General features: G+C 67.9%; 13 protein-coding genes. 7 read left to right on the top strand and 6 right to left on the bottom strand.

All coding sequences use genetic code 11. The features are described 5' to 3' along the window. Positions 1-19: 19 nt before the first annotated feature. Entirely contained in the window at positions 20-721 is a 702-nt protein-coding gene (locus NQ036_RS09825; RefSeq protein ID WP_257049036.1) for a HutD family protein, read from the top strand. A 108-nt stretch (positions 722-829) separates the two neighbouring features. On the opposite strand, the gene NQ036_RS09820 is transcribed toward NQ036_RS09825, so the two are convergent. The 5 genes from NQ036_RS09820 to efeU all read right to left on the bottom strand — a co-directional run bounded on the left by NQ036_RS09820 (position 830) and on the right by efeU (position 7,875). After that, positions 830-1,717: a hypothetical protein gene (locus tag NQ036_RS09820; protein ID WP_257049935.1), complete on the bottom strand. Its 888-nt coding sequence runs from the start codon at positions 1,715-1,717 to the stop codon at positions 830-832. A 176-nt stretch (positions 1,718-1,893) separates the two neighbouring features. Further along, complete coding sequence (locus NQ036_RS09815; protein WP_257049934.1) at positions 1,894-3,384, bottom strand: MDR family MFS transporter; 1,491 nt, start codon at positions 3,382-3,384, stop codon at positions 1,894-1,896. Positions 3,385-3,520: 136 nt separating this feature from the next. Then, complete coding sequence (locus NQ036_RS09810) at positions 3,521-4,792, bottom strand: Dyp-type peroxidase (RefSeq protein ID WP_257049933.1); 1,272 nt, start codon at positions 4,790-4,792, stop codon at positions 3,521-3,523. A gap of 196 nt (positions 4,793-4,988) precedes the next feature. Beyond that, positions 4,989-6,200 carry an iron uptake system protein EfeO gene (gene efeO, locus NQ036_RS09805; RefSeq protein WP_257049932.1) on the bottom strand — a complete coding sequence of 404 codons (1,212 nt, stop codon included), beginning with the start codon at positions 6,198-6,200 and terminating at the stop codon, positions 4,989-4,991. Positions 6,201-6,249: 49 nt separating this feature from the next. Next, a complete protein-coding gene (gene efeU / locus NQ036_RS09800) occupies positions 6,250-7,875 on the bottom strand; it encodes an iron uptake transporter permease EfeU (RefSeq protein WP_257049931.1) in 1,626 nt (541 codons plus the stop codon). Between the two features lie 181 nt (positions 7,876-8,056). Here efeU and NQ036_RS09795 point away from each other — a divergent pair, with 181 nt between their 5' ends. From NQ036_RS09795 to NQ036_RS09770, 6 genes are all read left to right on the top strand, one after another. After that, a complete protein-coding gene (locus NQ036_RS09795) occupies positions 8,057-8,668 on the top strand; it encodes a DNA-3-methyladenine glycosylase I (protein WP_257058552.1) in 612 nt (203 codons plus the stop codon). Between the two features lie 46 nt (positions 8,669-8,714). Then, on the top strand, positions 8,715-10,070 hold the full coding sequence (locus tag NQ036_RS09790; protein ID WP_257058550.1) for an SLC13 family permease: 1,356 nt from the start codon (positions 8,715-8,717) through the stop codon (positions 10,068-10,070). Positions 10,071-10,493: 423 nt separating this feature from the next. Then, complete coding sequence (locus tag NQ036_RS09785; RefSeq protein WP_257049928.1) at positions 10,494-11,939, top strand: MFS transporter; 1,446 nt, start codon at positions 10,494-10,496, stop codon at positions 11,937-11,939. A 176-nt stretch (positions 11,940-12,115) separates the two neighbouring features. Next, positions 12,116-13,861 carry a long-chain-fatty-acid--CoA ligase gene (locus tag NQ036_RS09780; RefSeq protein WP_257058548.1) on the top strand — a complete coding sequence of 582 codons (1,746 nt, stop codon included), beginning with the start codon at positions 12,116-12,118 and terminating at the stop codon, positions 13,859-13,861. Between the two features lie 78 nt (positions 13,862-13,939). Further along, positions 13,940-15,475 (top strand): aldehyde dehydrogenase family protein, encoded by a 1,536-nt coding sequence (locus NQ036_RS09775; protein WP_257058546.1) that lies wholly within the window; start codon positions 13,940-13,942, stop codon positions 15,473-15,475. A gap of 71 nt (positions 15,476-15,546) precedes the next feature. Beyond that, the gene (locus NQ036_RS09770; protein WP_257049925.1) at positions 15,547-16,263 is read left to right on the top strand and encodes a DUF6226 family protein; all 717 of its coding nucleotides are present in this window, start codon (positions 15,547-15,549) and stop codon (positions 16,261-16,263) included. Positions 16,264-16,308: 45 nt separating this feature from the next. Here the strand turns inward: NQ036_RS09770 and NQ036_RS09765 are convergent, their stop codons facing one another. Next, entirely contained in the window at positions 16,309-17,442 is a 1,134-nt protein-coding gene (locus NQ036_RS09765) for a TIGR00730 family Rossman fold protein (protein ID WP_257058544.1), read from the bottom strand. Positions 17,443-17,589: the final 147 nt, after the last annotated feature.

Here is a 17,589-nt window from a genome sequence, read left to right as displayed (position 1 = left end):
GTGCTTTCGGAAGCACGCGGTGATTGCCGACGGCCGAGCCCACCCGGCCCGCCGCTTCGCCGAGCTGGCCGGCGCACCCTGGGCCAATGGCGCGGGCACGACGACCGAGTTGATCGGCTACGCGGAATCATCCGAGCTGCCGGGCCCGCCGAGTACGCCGGTGCCCGGCCGGGCAGGCCGTGCCGAGGCGTCTGGCAGGGCCGAGGTCCCGGCTATCCCAGCCGTGGCCTCGGCTGGGGCAGCCCCGCTGCAGTGGCGGCTGAGCGTGGCCGAATTGCTCGCGCCCGCCCCGTTCTCCGCGCTGCCCGGAGTAGCGCGCACCTTCGTGGCAGCCGACGGTCCGGTGGTCCTGAGCATCTCCGGACGCCGGACCGCCGTGGCGCCGGGCCGGGCCGTGCGCTTTTCGGGCTCCGAGCCCGTGGAGCTGCTGGCGCTGGAGCGCCCCTGCCACGCCGTGAACCTCATGGTCCGCAGCGCGTCCGGGCAGGCCTCGGCCCGCGGCGCTTCCGGGCTGGCCACTTCGACCACCGATCCGGGCCGGACCACGGGCCCGATTCAGGCCACTCACCTACCGGTCGCCTCACCCATCGCCCCGGGCCTGGTCGACATGCACGTCGTGGACAATGGTTCCACCCGGCGCGCCGTCGTCACCCTCGCCGGGCACCCCATAGCCGAGGTCTCCCTCGACGGCACCTTCGACCTCTACATTCCAGCGGCCTGAGGCCCGGACCGTCTGCCTCCCCGCATCGCATGCGCAAACCTGCAACACATACGCGTATATGCGTATGTGTTGCAGGTTTGCGCATGTAATGACCCGGGACCAGCCCAATCACCCCAGCAGCGAGTGCAACAACAGGGGTTCGGTGCCGGCCAGCCCCCGCGAGAGGAAGATCCGGTGCCCGGTCGCGGGGACCTTGGCCCGGCCGGTGGCGATCTCGCCCAGAGAGGCGATCGCCAGTCCCGGCAGCGAGCCGGCGCCCTGATCGTACTGGGCGGGCGAATCGGTGTAGAGGAACGCGTCGTGGGCCAGATCGGCCGGCAGCTCCGCCCCGGTGCCCAGGCTGTGCACAATCGCGTCCGGCGTCAACCAGTCGGTTGCCAGCACGGGTTCGTCTGCGGTCGTCGCGCACAGCACGATGTCCGCTCCGGTTACGGCCTCGCGCGCGTCCGAGGCGGCACTCGCCTGCGCCAGATCGAGTTCGCTCCGCGCGCGCTCAGCCAGGGAGTCCCTGTGCTCGGCGTTCGGCGAGTAGATGCGCACCTCGCCGGCGTGCAGGCCGTCGACCCCGGTCAGGGCCCACAGCTGGTGATACGCCTGGATGCCCGAGCCGATCACGGCCACGGTCACCGAACCCGCACCCAGGGAGCCCGCGGCCAGGCTCAGCGCCGCTCCCCCGAGCGCACCCGTGCGCCGCGGCCCCAACAGGGTCCCGACGAACACCGCATCGACGCTGCCGGTCACGGCACTGTGGGCGACGACGACCTCCTGCGGAGCACTGAGCTTGGGGCGCACATAGGCACGGTAGCCCAGCACCTCGGACGTCCCGCCGGTGGTGAAGACCAGACGGTCGGCGCCTACCGGGTCCACGTCGACGTTGATCCGGCTGGGCGCCTCCAGTCCACCGCGGCCGTGTTCGGCCACGGCCTCGAGCATGGTGCGAACCGCATGTGCCGGGGTCAGTTCGGCTGTGATCCTGTCATCATCGAAAAGCTCCATGCCACAAGCCTACTTGCAGCCGGACGGCGTTCCCCCGCGTTTCACCGCGTGGTCGTTTTCGGTCCACGGCTGCAGGGCCGCGGGCACCGGAGTGGCCGCCCGTCTGCAAAGCCACACATCCGCAGATCCACCCGCACCTGGGCTCACACGCAGCGCCGCTGATACGACCGAATGCCTCAGATCACCTCGCGCTCGGGATGCCCTGCACCACCGGCAGCCGGGCCCGCGGCGCCGTCCTCGTCTTCCTCCGGCTTACGCACGAAGAAGGACAGCACGACCGCCGCCACAGCGACCACCGCGGCGATCAGGAAGGCGGCACGTGCACCCGGGGCCCCGGCCTCGGGCACGGACAGGCCGCGCGAGGTCCCCGCAGCCAGGATGCCGGAATAGGTGACCGTCAGCAGGGCGACGCCGGCCGCGCCGGCGACCTGCTGCAGGGTGTTGAGCACCGCGGACCCGTGCGAGTACAGGCGCTTGACCAGCGAACCCAGGGATGCTGAGAACAGCGGGGTGAAGCACATCGCCAGGCCCAGCGACAGGATCGTCTGGGCGATCATCAGCAGCACCCAGGAGGTGTGCTCGGTCAACGTCGCATAGTAGAACAGAACCGCGGTGGCGGCCACGGAACCGGGGACCAGCAGGGTGCGGGGGCCCCGGGCGTCGTAGATCCGACCCATCATCGGGCCCAGCAGGCCCATCAGCAACGAGCCCGGCAGCAGGATCAGGCCGGAGACCAGCGCGGACAGACCTGCGACGTTCTGCAGATACTGCGGCAGCAGGGTCAGGGTGCCGAACATCGCCAGCGCCACGATCGCCATGATGATGACCGCGATCGTGAAGTTCTTGCTGCGGAACACGCGCAGGTCCAGCAGTGCGGCCTCGCGGCGGGTGAGCGCGATCTGGCGCCAGACGAAGAGGGCCAGGGCCACGATGCCGGCGGCCAGCACGGAGCCGGCCAGTTCGACCTGGCCACTACCGAACTGGCTGAGACCGAAGACGATCCCGCCGAAGGCCAGCGCGGACAGCACCACGGACAACACGTCGAAGGGGGCCTTGCGGATCTCGCCGATATTGCTCAGCCACTTGGCGCCCACGAACAGCGCGATGATCGCGATCGGCAGGATGATGCCGAACAGCCAGCGCCAGCTCAGCGCGTTGAGCACGGCGCCGGCCAGGGTCGGGCCGATCGCCGGAGCCAGGGACATGACCAGGCCGACCCGGCCCATCATCCGCCCACGCGATGCGGCGGGCACCATGTTCATGATCGTCGTCATCAGCAAGGGCATCATCACACCGGTGCCCAGCGCCTGGACCACACGACCGGTCATCAGGAGGACGAAGCCGGGGGCCACCAGGCACAGCAGAGTGCCGACGGTGAAGGCCACCATCGCGGCGATGAACACCTGGCGGGTGGTGAAGCGCTCCAGCAGGTAGCCGGTGATCGGGATGACCACGGCCATGGTGAGCATGAAACCGCTGGTCAGCCACTGGCCCAGTTCCGGCGACAGGCCGAGGTCCCGGTTCAGGTGCGGGATCGCGATCCCCATGGTCGTTTCGTTGAGGATCGCCACGAAGGCGGCGATGAGCAGCACCCAGATCACGCCCATATTGAGCGTGGGCGCGGCGTGTGAAGCAGAAGACGCAGAAGATGCGGACGGTGCAGACATAAGAAAACTATTATGCCACTCTTCCACCCCTCACCAGAAGTTCCACTACGTCCCGAATTGTCGAAATCCGGGCCGAAACCCCGATATATCGACATTTCGGGACGTAGTGGAACGACGTAGTGGACCTCAGAAGGGCTCAGTCGAACAGTTCCTGGCCGATGTAGCGACCCTCGGCCGGGCGCGGGGGCAGGCAGAACAGGCCGGTGCCGCGGTAGAACACGTATTCGTTCATCAGATCCCCGAAATCCAGGCGCTGTTGCAGGCGCACATAGTGTTCCGGATCGTTGACATAGGCCAGGAAGTGCAGACCGGCGTCCAACAGCCCGCGTTCGTTCAGGCCGTCGGTGTAGTTGTACGGCCGGCGCAGGATCATCACATCGTCGTTGTTCTCCGGGGCCGACAGCGCGATATGCGAGCGGTGCGCGATCGCGGTGCCGTCATCCTCGCCGGCCGCGGCGAAGTCCGGGGTATCGAATTCCCCGTGCCCGGTCAGCGGTGCGCCGGAGTCCTTGTGCCGACCGAAGATCCGGTTCTGGTCGTCGATCGGGTCCGCGTCCCAGGTCTCCAGGTTCATCTCGATCTTGCGGCTGACCAGGTATGTCCCACCCTGCATCCAATCCACATCGTCGTCGTCGACCCACACCCACTGCTTGAACTGCTCATCGGTCTTGACATTGCGCGTCCCGTCCTTGAACCCGAATAGGTTGCGCGGGGTGTCCTGGCCCGCCTGGGCCGAGGCCCGGCCGAAGCCGATGATCGTCCACTTCGTGGTCGCCTGGGTCCTGGCCATCCGGGTCAGCACGCGGATCGCGTGATAGGCCACCTGCGGATCGTCCGAGCATGCGTGCAGGCATACGTCCCCACCCACATAGTCCTTGTCCAGGGTCGCATCGGAGGAGAACTCCGGCAGGTTCTTGAAGCGCTTGGGCCGTTTGGAGGCCAGATCGAAGCGCTTGTCGAAGATCCCCGGTCCCAACCCCAGCGTCACCGTCAGGTTCGCCGCGGGCAGGCCCTTGGCCTCGCCGGAGTCCAGCGGCTGGGCGTTCGCGCGCTCCGGCTCGATCACCGACAGTGCTTTGCCCTGCATGAGTGTGGCGATCGCCGCCGACCAGCGGGCCAGCAGCACCTGTAGCTCGCGCCCCGTGGCGATGTCCAGGTCGTAGGACATGAAGACCGAGTACTGCGGCGGCGGGGTCTGCACCCCGGCCTGGCCCAGCGGGCCGCCGGCCGTGCGGTAGAAGGGCACGGTGTCCTGGCCCGAGGCCCCCGCCGAGTCACCGCCGACGCTCCGGGTGGTAGCCACGGACACCCCGCTGACCAGGCCGCCAACCACCAGTCCGCCGACCCCTCCGGCCAGCAGACCGCGCCGGCCGAATCCGGCGGGTCCGGAATCCTCGCTCTTCGTCATGTTCACCATCCTAGAAAACCCGATTCAAAACCCGCCGGTGGTACCACTTGCGCTGGGTGGCACGAGATGCGCGCGCATCTGATGCCACCCAGCGCAAGTGGTACCACCGAAAAGGCGCGGGCACCCAACCCGAGGGGCACCCGACTTGCGAGTACCACCGAAAAGGTGCGGGCGCCCGGCCCAGGGGACCGGCAGATCAGCCCTGGTGGGTTGCGATCTTCTCCGCCAGCTTGGCCAGCGGGTCCTGCAGCTTCTGCACCGACTGCGACAGCTTCTTCGAATCGGACTTGCGCAGTTCCGGCGTCCAGGCCTTGAAGCCGCCCGGCACGGACTTGTCGCGGTAGCCGTCCAGCGTCGTGTCGACGTTCTTGAACTGTTCGTCGATCTGCTTGACCAGGTCGACGTCGATCTTCTCCAGCCCCGGCTTCAGGTTGCTGAAGGCCTGGGCCGCACCCTCGACGTTCGCCTGGAAGTCCAGCAGGTCGAGGTGGCTGAAGGCCTCCTCCTCACCGGTGATCTTGTTCGTCTGAACCTCTTCGAGCAGGCCGGCGGCGCCGTTGGCCAGGTCCTCGGGCGTGTAGGTCAGCTTCTTGACGATGTCATCGAGCTTGACCGTGTTCGCCGCCAGGTCCTTGGCGTACTTCTTGGTCCCGTCGGTGATCTTGCCGGACTTCCACAGATCGCGCTCGACCGCGTGGAAGCCGGACCAGCCGACCTTCTTGTCGATGTTCGAGGCGCGCATATCGATCAGGTAGTCCAGGAACTGCGAATTGTCCTTCGGGTTGCCGAACTGTTCGACGGCGGACTCGGCCTTCTCGTAGAACGGACGGGCGGTGGCGTAGGCCTTCTTGGCCGCGTCCACATCACCGGAGTCGACGGCCTCGGAGAGCTTCTTGGTCGCGTCGACCATGTAGCCGACCTGGTCCTGGACGTACGCGCCGTAGTCCTTGGCGCCGGCTTCCAGCAGGGTGCGGGTGTCGCCGCTGGGCTTGACGGCCTCGCCGGTGACCTTGAAGTCGATCTCCTCGGGGTCGCCGTTGGGGCAGTAGAGTTCGTAGTCCCCGCCGTCCAGGTTGACGCTGAAGGACACAGGAGCCAGACCCGGCGCCAGGTTCTCCTTCTCGCCCAGGATCCGGTTCTCCTGCAGCAGTTCGACCTCGATGATCGAGGACGCGGACTTGTTCTCCACGTTGAAGGTCGTGGGCCCGGCGGCCACCTCGGTCGCCGAGGTCGTGCAGACGTCCTTGCCGTCCTTGTTCTCCATCGTGATGTTGACGGTGTTGGCACCGGCCGAGGCGCTGCCGGCGGCCTTGGCGCCGTCGCCGCCGCCGGTGCCGCAGGCGGCCAGGGACAGCGACACGGCTGCCAGGGACGCCGAGGCCACGATGGCCTTGAGCTTGCTCTTCATAGTGTCTCCTTGTTTCAGGGGTTCGGGGTTCTCGGGGGCTCGGATGCCCTCAGGAACCGTTTCGGGTGGAAGGTTCTGCGGTGGCGGTGCTGCGTGCCAGTTGACGGCGTTGGCTGTAGCCCACATAGCCGGCGTAGAGGGCGGCGAGGACGAGCACGACCGGCAGCCAGACCTTGTAGAGCATGAGCTCCTTGGCCTGCAGTTTGGCGCCCGTGATCCCGTCCTTGGTGGCCTGTGCGGCCTCGGGATCGAGGCCGGCGGCCCCACCGGTCAGGGTGATGACCTTCTGGGTCTCCAGGCCACCGCCGGAGAGTTTGACGATCGTGTTCGGCGCGACCTGCGCGTCGACGATGCCGCCGTCGTAGGTGGTGACGCTGGCGTTGGCGCCGGCGGCGAGTTCGGCGGTGAACGGGCCCGGATTGCGCTGGGCGTTGACGCCCACCGGCAGCCGGCCCCCGTTGAGCTCGAGCAGCTGGTCGATCGTCAGCCGCTGCTTCTTCGCGGCACCCAGGTCCGGTTCGCGGCTCGTCTTCCAGGTCCGGAAGGCGGTGCTGCCACTGCTCGTGCTCACATCGTCTGGACCGAACTCATAGCTCGTGGTGCCCGAGGCGTCCCCCGAGCCACGCTGCCCGCCGGAGCTGCCGGACCCTTCGGATCCGCCCTGCCCGCCGACGGTCAGTTTCGCGTGCGCGTCGTCCGTCTGCTCGAAGCTCAGTTCGCTGCCATCTGCCGTGGTCACCCGACTGGCGGGGACCTCGGCCGCGGGCAGGCGCACAAAGGCCGCCATCCCGATGGCCACCAGCGCCAGTCCGGCGGCGAAGCCGAAGGACACGCGCGGGGCCAGGGCGGGGCCGGGGGTCCAGCGGGCCGGCCAGAGCAGGACCGCGAGCATCGGGAGGAGGAATAGGAAGTAGCCGATCACCTCGATCACGCGCGGATCGGCTGGAATGCCCAGCACGCCGGTGATGAGCGCAGAGCGGATGGTGCCGGGCTGGGCCAGCCAGCTCAGGTCGACGGTGCGCTGTTGGCCGATTTGGATCCAGGTGGCCTCGTGGGCGGTGCGCAGGCAGCTGACCACCAGGCCGGCTGCAACGAAGACCAGGAAGGGGCCGGTGATTTTGAAGAAGCGGCCCAGGTTCATCCGCACCCCGCCGGTGTACAGGCCCCAGCCGATCAGCGCGGCCAGGACGAAGCCCAGCACGGAGCCGAGCGCCGCCGGGCCCACCGAGCTGGAGGCCTGGAAGGTCGCCAGCAGGAAGACCGCGGATTCGAAGCCCTCTTTGAGCACGGCGAGGAAGGCCATGAGCGCCATCGCCCGGCCCCCTCCGCCGGCGCGGGAGGATTTGCCCTTGGCCAGGGCCGCGTCGGCTTCCTGCTCGAGGTCCGTCTTCATGCTGCGCGCATGGTCGCGCATCCACAGAATCATGGTGGTCACGAAGATGACGGCGACCGCGCCGATGACGGTCTCCAACATCTCCTGTTCGCGCTGCGGCAGCGCCTGGGCGACCAGTTCCAGGGTCACGCCCACGGCGATGGAGATGAGAATGGCGGCGATGACGCCCCACCACATGGCCTTCAGCGATTCGCCGCGGCGTTTGAGGAAGGTAGCGACGATGCTGACGATGAGCGCGGCCTCGAGGCCTTCGCGCAAACCGATGACGAATGTGGGTAGCACGGGTTCCTTCCCTGGCCGGTAACGCAGCCATAGACAGCCATGTAAACGTGCTCATGGCTTTGCTAAGCCTTGCCTGGGCGTTTTCATCGTACAGCGATTCGGACACGCGCTATAGCTCTTCGTCGGTGTATTCCCGTGAAAACGCTCACACCGGCGAAAACCCGAGCCGTAGGCTGTGAGCATGGAACACGATGACACCGGCGATGACACCAACACGGTAGTGGGCGCCGACGGCCTGCGCCGCCCCGCCTGGGCGGCCACCGACCCGCTGCTGCGGGAGTACTACGACACCGAATGGGGCATGCCGGTGCGCGATGAGCGCGGCATGTTCGAACGCCTCAGCCTGGAGGCCTTCCAGTCCGGTCTGTCGTGGGCGACGATCCTGCGCAAGCGCCCTGCCTTCCGCGCGGCCTTCGCCGATTTCGACCCCGAGGCCGTGGCCGGCTTCGGCGACCGGGAACGGGCCGCGCTGCTGGCCGACGCCGGGATCGTGCGCAATCGGATGAAGATCGACGCGACGCTGGACAATGCGCGGGCCACCCTGGCCCTGCGCGAGCGGGGCGGGCTGGCGGACTTCGTCTGGGGCTTCCAACCGGACACCACGCCGGCCCCGCGCACCCTGGCCGAGATCCCGACCTCGTCCCCGGAGTCCGTCGCCCTGGCCAGGGCACTGAAGAAGGAGGGATTCCGGTTCGTCGGCCCCACCACCATGTTCGCGCTGATGGAAGCCGTCGGCATCGTCGACACCCATCTGCTGGACTCCCACCGGCGGGGCTCGTCCGGCATCTGGTGACACACTTAATGTGCACATGACACTAAGGTGGGGCTAAGGTGGAGTCATGCTTCCGGAAATCGTCGGCGTGGCCGGCCTCGTCATCATCTTCGTCCTGGCCATGTGGCGCGGCATCAACATGGGTTTGGTGGCCCTGGCCGCGGCCTTCCTGGTCGGCACCTTCTACTTCCACCAGGAGGCCGAGGACATCGCGGCCCAGTTCCCCACCAAGCTGCTGGTCATCCTCATCGGCGTCACCTTCTTCTTCGGCCTGGCCAAACTCAACGGCACCGTCGACCACGTGGTGCACGCGGCGATCAGGGCCACCCGCGGCCATGCCTGGGCCATTTCGTGGGTGTTCTTCCTGCTCTCGGCCCTCATCGTGGGCTCGGGCGCCCAGTCCACGGCGGTCGTGGCGATCCTCATCCCGCTGGGCCAGGCCTTCGCGCAGCGCTATCGGATCTCTCCCCTGCTGATGGGCCTGGCCGTGCTCAACGGCACCAATGCCGGCGGCTTCTCGCCGGTGGCCGTGTACTTCAACATCGTCAACACCGTGCTGTCCAAACAGCACATCGACGTCGACCCCACCGGCGTCTTCATCTGGACCTTCATCGCCAATGCGGTGATCCAGGCGGTGGCCTTCCTGGTCCTGGGCGGGCCGGGCCTGATCCGCCGCGAGCGCGCGGAACGGAACTCCCGCGCCCGGGTCCTGGCCGCCTCGGGCACGGCGGGCTCCGCCGGTTCCGCAACCGCCGGCACCGCCGTTACCGGCGCGGTGTCCGAGGCCCCCGCCGCCTCGGGCACCGCCGATCCGTCTCTGGCCCCGGCCACTCCCTGGGGCGCGAAGAACACCATCACCGTCGTGCTGTTCGCGGCGATCCTGGGCCTGGGCCTGTTCGCCCGGCTCGACGTCGGCTTCCTGGCGATCGTCGCGGCGGTCGTGCTGCTGTTGATCTACCCCGGGGACGCGAAGGCCGCGGTGGCCCGGATCGAATGGAACGTCATCCTGCTGATCGGCGGCATCGTGACATATGTCGGGGTATTGCAGGAAGCCGGCGTCGTCGACACCATCGCCGGCGGCGTGGCCGGGATCGGCGCCCCACTGCTGGCGGCCCTCGTGCTCATGTACATCGCCGGCGTCGTCTCCGCCTTCGCCTCGACGAACGCACTGTTCGGGGTCCTGGCCCCTCTGGCCGCTCCCCTCCTGCTGGCCGGCGGCCTGCCGGTCACCGGGTTCACCATCGCGATGTGTGTGGCGGCCTCCGCAGTGGACTCCTCGCCGTTCTCCACCGGTGGCGCACTGGTCGTGGCCAATACCGAGGAGTCAAAGAAGGACGAGACCTTCCGCGGCATGATGATCTGGGGCATGGCCTGTGTGGTGGTGGTGCCCGTTGCGGTCTGGCTGGCGTTCATCGTCCCGTGATCGAACAGACTCCCCTGCCGAATCCACCCCATTCCCGGCACCGCTGACATAGCATGTGATTATTCTTACCGAAAGGGGAGAACCCTTGCGGCGTCTGGGATCCAGGGGGTGGAAGCGCGGGAATAAGGGCCGGGTGACTTGTATTGAAAACCCGGTGATCTAAAGTGGAGACAGAAGTTCCGTGGCACAAGCCGCCTTTTCACCGGCGGCCCCACTGCGGACAGGCAAGTGTTCACCCAGGGAACAGGGAGGCTGCGCTTCGTCGAGGAACAGATCCTTTGAGCGTACCGGGAAGGTCCCGGATCAAACAGTGCACCGGCCGGCGATTATTGCCCCGGTGCCCCGGTTTCAGCGCCGCGTCGACGTGGTCCGCGCGCTGTACTTTCCGCCTCGCCGCCCTGGTTCTGGTTGCTAGGAGGAAGCATGTTCGGTCCGCATAGAAGGAAGAAGCCCTGGAAGGCCGAGGACGTCACCGTCACCGAGCCCAAGGAGATCAAGCGCGCCATTAACGCCGCTGCCATCGGCAATGTGACCGAATGGTACGACTTCGGCGTCTACGGTTATCTGGCCGTTGTGATCGAGGGGATCTTCCTACCCAAGGACTCCGGCCTGGTCGGCCACATCATCGTCGCCGGCCTGTTCGCCGTGGCCTTCCTGGTCAGGCCGTTCGGCGGCCTGTTCTTCGGCCCCCTGGCCGATAAGATCGGGCGCAACAAGGTGTTGGCCATCACCATGATCATGATGGCGGCCGGCACCTTCATGATCGGCGTGCTGCCCGACTACGCGACCGTGGGCATGCTGGCCCCGTTCCTGCTACTGGCCTGCCGCCTGGTCCAGGGCTTCTCCACCGGTGGCGAGTACAGCAACGCCATGACCTTCATCTCCGAATACGCCCCGGACAGGCGCCGCGGCTTCTTCGGCAGCCTGCTGGAGGTCGGGACCTTCGGCGGTTACGTTATGGGCGCGACCATGGCCACGGTCATGCAGGCCGTGTCCTCCGAGGACTTCCTGTACACCTGGGGCTGGCGCATCCCGTTCTTCGTCGCCCTGCCGCTGGGCCTGGTCGGCGTCTACCTGCGCTCCAAGCTGGGCGACACCCCCGCCTTCGAGGCTCAGGAGAAGGCCGAGGCCGCACAGCAGAACACCGGACAGCCGGCCAAGAAGGAGAACGCCTACAAGGAGATCTTCAAGCTGTGGCCCAACCTGCTGGTGGGCGGTGGCCTGGTGGCCGCCTGGAACATCGCGAACTACATGGTCACGGCCTTCATGCCCTCCTACTTCCCGATGGTCGCCGAGATCGAGGGCAAGGCCGGCATCTCCAATATGTCCAGCCAGATCCTGCTCATCATCGTCATGGCCGTCTGCCTGGTGCTCATCCCGGTCTTCGGCCACGCCTCCGATCGGTTCGGGCGCAAGGCCGTGATCCGCACCGGGGCCATCGGCATGATCGTCCTGTCCATCCCAGCGGTCATCCTGGTCCGCGGTTCGAATGACATCGTGGTGCTCATCGGCCTGCTCATCATGGGCCTGAGCCTCATCTGCTTCTCCGCGACGATCCCGTCGACCCTGCCCAGCCTGTTCCCCACGAAGCTACGCGGTGGGGCCTCGGCGATTTCCTTCAACGTCTCGATCTCGCTGCTGGGCGGCACCACCTCGGTGGTCATGACCTCGCTCATCGGCGCCACCGGCTTCCTCATGTGGCCGGCCATCTACCTGATGGCCGCCGGCGTCCTGGGCCTGGTGTCCGTGCACTTCACCCCGGAGTCCAACGGCAAGCCACTGTGGGGCTCCACCCCCTCGGCCACCTCGCCGGAGGAGGCCGAGGAGGTTGTCGCCGAGCTCAACAAGGAGCTCGAGCCGGCGCGCTGAGGCTCCGTGGCCGGCCGCTGAGCCGGCCACTTCCTCTACACCGGGGCCCGGGGGCCGACAGTTGTCGGCTCCCGGGCCCCGGTGCGTTGGAACACTGGCATCCCGTCATGTGATGTGGAACACTGGAAAACAGTCAAGGACGACTGTTCCAGTGGATCGAGTACGACGAGGTACATATGAGCACCAACCACACCGACCCTGCGACCCGTCAGGGGACCTCCACCGGGGACACCGGCCTGATCCCGGCCTGGGTGCGCCGCAATCATTGGATGAACCAGGTGCGCATCCATGCACTCATGGCCCCGGACGAACCGGCACTGAAGGCCGATGGCCACACCACCACCTGGGAACAGCTGAACGCGCGGATGGACTCCCTGGCCGCGGCACTACAGCGCCGGGGACTGCAAACCGGCGACCGCGTCGTCCTGCTCACGCTCAACCATGCGGAGGCGATCCTGGGCGTGCTTGGCGTCAACCGGGCTGGCGGCATCGCCGTCCCCATCAACGCCCGCCTCACCCCGCCGGAGATCGCCTATATCGTCGAGGACGCCGACGCCGATACGATCATCGTCGACCGGGCGCTGGCCCCACTGGTCGCCGGCGTCACCGGGATCAGCGAGCGGCTGCGGCGCATCATCGTCGTCGACCCTGGCGGGGTCGCGGCGGGCGACGCAGGGCAGGCCGCCGCGGCGGCCTCGGCCGCGGAAACCACAGCAGGTGCCGAGGCCGGTACCGCAGCCGGCGCACTCGAGGCGATCGGCGGGCTGCCGACCGAATCCTTCGCAGCCCTGGCAGCCGAGGACCCTGCGGGGTTCACCGCCGTCGATGTCGCGGAGTCCACCGTCTGCCTCATCATGTACACCTCCGGAACCACCGGGCGGCCCAAGGGCGCAATGCTCGACCACATCAACATGTTCGCCCAGGCCGGCACCACGAACTCCGGGCGCACCGACCCGCGCCAGGACGTCGTCATCCTGACCGCTCCGCTGTTCCACATCGCGGCCTGGGGCCAGGTCGCCGCGAACCTCGTCAGCGGGGCGCCCACCATCGTCTACCCGCTGGGCGGCTTCGACCCGGTGGACCTGCTCGACACCTATGAGCGCGAAGGGGCCACCGTCGTGTTCAACGTGCCCCAGCAATGGCAGGCGATCTGCCAGGCGGTCGCCCGCGGCAAGCCGGGACGCCCTGGCGAGGTCAAGGGCGAACCGTGGCGGCTCAACCTCAAACACCTGAGCTGGGGCGCGGCCCCGGCCAGCGAATCCGTGCTGCGGGCAATGGAGGAGACCTTCCCCGACGCCGAGGTCACCGCGGCCTTCGGACAGACCGAGATGTCGCCGGTGACCTGTTCCCTGGACGCCGAGGACTCGGTGCGCAAGATCGGTTCGATCGGCAAGCCCATCCCGACGATGGCCGCGCGCATCGTCGATCCGGCGATGAACGATGTCACCCCAGGCGAAGTCGGCGAACTCGTCTACCAGGGCCCCAACCTCATGCAGGGCTACTGGCGCAAACCAGAAGAAACCGCCAAAGCCTTCACCGGCGGCTGGTTCCACTCCGGAGACCTCGTCCGCGCCGACGACGAGGGCTTCCTCTACATCGTCGACCGCGCCAAGGACATGATCATCTCCGGCGGCGAGAACATCTACTGCGCCGAAGTCGAAAACGTCCTCTTCGACCACCCAGCCGTCTTAGAAGCAGCCGTCTACGGCCGCCCCGACGAACGCTGGGGCGAAGTCCCCATCGCCGCCGTTGCGCTGCGCGAAGGAGCCCAGCTGACCCTGGACGAACTGCGCACCTGGCTCGACGACCGCCTGGCCCGCTTCAAACAACCCAAGGACCTCGTCTTCGTCGACACCCTGCCCCGCAACGCCTCCGGCAAGGTCCGCAAAGTCGACCTGCGGAGGGCCGACGCCGCGGACTGAGATCCACGGGCGGTCGGGACGGGCGGGGCAGGGGCCACGGGCGCGGGGGCCTGCCGGTGGGGACCGTAGACTGGTGATATGCCACTTCTTCAATCCCTGCAGGCCGGTCAGCCCGTCCCCTTCGGCGGAGACCGCTTCTCCACCGTCTCCCCCGAACTCGCCGCAGCCTTCCAGCCCGGCGACCGGCTGTACGTCGTGCAGTCGACCGGCAATCTGCTGCACGTCACCGCGGACGTGCACGCGCTGGTGACCGATTGCGTGGAACAGGCCGCCAAGGCCGCAGCAGCTCTGCGCACCACCCCGGCCGCCCGCGTCGTGAAGTTCTACCGGGTCTTCGCCGAACGCCTCGTCGAGCACTGGGATGCCATCGCCTCGGCCAATGCCGCCGACGTCGACCGCGCCCAGGTGCTGGGCCGCTCCACCACCCGCCTGCGGGTCGATCGGCGGATGCGCGAGGACATGGTCGCAGGCCTCGAGGCCTGGGCCGATCTGGTCGAATCCCAGGTCGAGGCGGGCCAGTCGGGCCTGGCAGGCGAGGAACTCGACTTCGTCGACCACGGCGACTGGCAGGTCGCAACGGTGACCGCCCCGCTGGGCGTCATCGGCTTCGTCTTCGAGGGCCGCCCCAATGTCTTCGCCGACTCAGCCGGGGTACTGGCCACCGGCAACGCCGCGGTGCTGCGGATCGGCGGGGACGCCCTGCACACGGCACAGGCGATCGTCGACCACGCGCTTGCCCCGGCCCTGGCGGAATCCGGACTGCCGGCCGGCGCGCTGAGCCTGGTGCCCAGCCGTGAGCGCTCGGCCGGCTACGCCCTGTTCAGCGACCGGCGCGTCTCCCTGGCCGTCGTGCGCGGCTCCGGGCGGGCCGTCGCCGAGCTGTCCAGCGTGGCCCAGCAGGCCGGAATCCCGGTGTCGGCCCATGGCACCGGCGGCGCCTGGCTGTATGCGGACCTCGACGCCGATGCCGAGCGCTTCGCCGCAGTGGTGTGCAACTCCCTGGACCGCAAGGTCTGCAATACGCTGAACGTGGCCGCGGTCTCCCGCGCCAGGGCAGAGGAACTCCTGCCCCTGCTGGTGCAGGCGGCCGACCGGGCGGCCGCCGGGCTGCGCCCCGGCGCACGGGCCCGTATCCATGTGGCGGCGGGCAGTGGCGCGCCGCTGGGCCTGGGCTCTGCACCGGAGTCGACGGACACGATCGACGTCGTGCGCGCCGAGGGGGTCGTGGCAGAGCCGCGCATCACCGTGCTGCCGATCGACGAGCTGGGCCATGAGTGGGAGTGGGAGGGAACGCCGGAGCTCAGCGTGGTCGTCGTCGAGGACATGGACGAGGCGGTCGAGCTGTTCAACGCCTACAGTCCACAGTTCGTCGCCTCGCTCATCAGCGAATCGCCGGAGGCCCATGAGCGCTTCCGCGCCGGGGTCAACGCGCCGTTCGTGGGCGATGGTTTCACCCGCTGGGTCGACGGCCAGTACGCCCTGGGCGAGACCGAATTAGGCCTGTCGAACTGGGAGCGCGGACGGCTGCTGGGCCGGTCCGGAGTGCTCACCGGCGGAGATCTGACCGCCCGCCGCATCTTCGCCCACCACGCGGACCCCGCCCAGCACCGCTGAGTGCGAGCGTGTGAGGAGAGGAACTTAGGGGAGGGTTCCCGCGGCAAGGGCAGGCTATATACAATGGGGGCATGGAGCAGATCACATTGGATCGCCTAGCCGGCGTTTCTCCCGCCTGGCAGGCCATCCTGACCCAGGTGGATACGGTCTCCGCAGAGCTCGGAGTCGCCGGTGCCGCCTGGCGCAATCCCCACGTCAATCGGTCCGGCGTCTACACCGCACCCCCGTTCTCCTCCTACAGCCGCTATGACGACCTGGACCGTTTCCGCATCCTGTGGTCGCGTGCCGCGGCATGGGAACAGGTCATCGCGAAGAACGGTTGGGCCCAGGTTGCGACGCCTGCCCAGCGCGCGGCAATGGACTGGGCCGCCCAGCCCGGCGCCCGGCCCGTCTCCGTGACGGTCCTGCGTCCGGCGCGCCGCGGGGCCGCTCCCCTGACCCTGGCCCGCACCGGTGCCGAAGAGGGTCTGACCCCCGGCATCATCGTGGGCATGGGCAATCGCATCACCCCCATCAGTGTGCTGCCCGAGTGCGGCTGCAACGCCTGCGATGAGGGCTCCGAAGCCGTCCTGGCCCAGCTGGACTCCGCGATCATGACGGTCCTCGACGGTTCCTGCGAGGCCGTGGTGACTCGCGATTCGACGAAGATCCGCACCCCGTTCGGGACCCGCAGCACGCAGTGCGCACCTGATGAGTGCAATAACTGTCCGCTGCTCATGCGCCCGGCCGCCTGGTTCGCCGATTGGGCGCCCATGCCGATGACCGCCATCCACGGACTGGCCGCCTGAACGGGTTTCTCTACCCGCCCCAGCGGTTTCCGCCTCGCGGTTTCCCTAGCCCTGAGCGCTGGGCAGATCGGCCAGCGCCCGGATGATCCGGTGCAGTTCGCCCACCGCCCGGCGCGAGGGGCGCAACACGATCCGCGGCAGGTCCAGGCGATCCTCATCCCTGACCTCGGCCGGCAGCGGCTCGGTCCGAGCGATGGCCCCGTCTTCGTGCGTCAACCCGGCGAAGCGCTGGGACAGGTCGGCGACCTCGGCGTCGGTGGGAGTGTGCCGCAGCCGGAGCACCAGGCGGTCCCCCACCCAGCGCAGACTGTCGTAATTGCGCCAGAAGCGGGCGATCTCGGCTCCTGCGGCCTCGGCTGAATCGGTGATGAGCACCCGGTCCAGATCACCGGGCGTGATCATCCCGTATGCTTCGATGTCCTTGCGCACGAATTCTTCGAAACCGCGCCAGAAGGTTCCTCCTGGTCGGTCGAGCAGCACGATCGGCACGGGTTCGGACTTGCCGGTCTGCTGCAGGGTCAACAGTTCGAAGGTCTCGTCGAGCGTGCCGAATCCCCCGGGCAGGCAGATGAAGGCACTCGATTCCTTGACCAGCATGAGCTTGCGTGTGAAGAAGTACTTCATCGAGACACTGCGCTCATCGCCGGTGATGAGCTGATTGGGCTGTTCTTCGAAGGGCAGGCGGATCGAGACGCCCAGCGAGTTCTGGACCCCAGCACCCGTCGCCGCCGCCTCCATGATGCCGGGTCCGGCGCCGGTGACGACCATCCAGTCGTGGGAGGCCAGGGTCGCCGCCACGTTCTCGGCCGCGTTCCACAGCGGATCGTCGCGCTGGGTACGGGCCGATCCGAAGACCGTGGCCTTGCGGACGCCGGAGTAGGGGGCGAACAGGTTGAAGGCGGTGCGCATCTCCTCAATCGCCGCCGCCGCGATCTTCGCGTCGAGGCGCCGAGCGCCGTCTCCGCCCAGGCCCAGCCCGGTCCTGATGATCCGCCGGACCAGATCCTTTTGATTCGTCGCGCCCGAGGCCGCAATCAGTTCCGCGATCCCCGCTTCGATTCGCTGGGCCGGGTCCGGGGCTGCTGCGGTCGTGTCCGTGCCGGGGGCCGGGTCTGTGGCATCGATTGTGGTGTGGGTGCGGGGCAGGGCGTCTCCATTCCTTAGATGATTCGTGCTCATGCCCCCAGACTAGCCCGCCACACTGACGTTGATACTTGTAGGGATGGTTTCCATCCAGGGTGTGACCCAGGCACTGACTGGCCACCACAGTGTGTGCCTTTGCCGTGATCTGTCCACCCACCAGGGAATCATCGAGTGTCCCGACCG

The organism is Brevibacterium sp. 91QC2O2 (genome assembly GCF_024580695.1).
Classification (GTDB): domain Bacteria; phylum Actinomycetota; class Actinomycetes; order Actinomycetales; family Brevibacteriaceae; genus Brevibacterium; species Brevibacterium moorei.
The sequence above is the reverse complement of the archived record's forward strand: the minus strand, read 5'-3'. Positions and strand labels throughout refer to the sequence as shown.

Excerpts from the sequence above, each read along its gene's own strand:
- NQ036_RS09815 (WP_257049934.1), bottom strand. The coding sequence starts at position 3,384 with ATGTCTGCACCGTCCGCATCTTCTGCGTCTTCTGCTTCACACGCCGCG.
- NQ036_RS09820 (WP_257049935.1), bottom strand. The coding sequence starts at position 1,717 with ATGGAGCTTTTCGATGATGACAGGATCACAGCCGAACTGACCCCGGCA.
- NQ036_RS09785 (WP_257049928.1), top strand. The coding sequence starts at position 10,494 with ATGTTCGGTCCGCATAGAAGGAAGAAGCCCTGGAAGGCCGAGGACGTC.
- NQ036_RS09780 (WP_257058548.1), top strand. The coding sequence starts at position 12,116 with ATGAGCACCAACCACACCGACCCTGCGACCCGTCAGGGGACCTCCACC.
- NQ036_RS09810 (WP_257049933.1), bottom strand. The coding sequence starts at position 4,792 with ATGACGAAGAGCGAGGATTCCGGACCCGCCGGATTCGGCCGGCGCGGT.
- NQ036_RS09795 (WP_257058552.1), top strand. The coding sequence starts at position 8,057 with ATGGAACACGATGACACCGGCGATGACACCAACACGGTAGTGGGCGCC.
- efeO (WP_257049932.1), bottom strand. The coding sequence starts at position 6,200 with ATGAAGAGCAAGCTCAAGGCCATCGTGGCCTCGGCGTCCCTGGCAGCC.
- NQ036_RS09770 (WP_257049925.1), top strand. The coding sequence starts at position 15,547 with ATGGAGCAGATCACATTGGATCGCCTAGCCGGCGTTTCTCCCGCCTGG.
- NQ036_RS09775 (WP_257058546.1), top strand. The coding sequence starts at position 13,940 with ATGCCACTTCTTCAATCCCTGCAGGCCGGTCAGCCCGTCCCCTTCGGC.
- NQ036_RS09765 (WP_257058544.1), bottom strand. The coding sequence starts at position 17,442 with ATGAGCACGAATCATCTAAGGAATGGAGACGCCCTGCCCCGCACCCAC.
- NQ036_RS09790 (WP_257058550.1), top strand. The coding sequence starts at position 8,715 with ATGCTTCCGGAAATCGTCGGCGTGGCCGGCCTCGTCATCATCTTCGTC.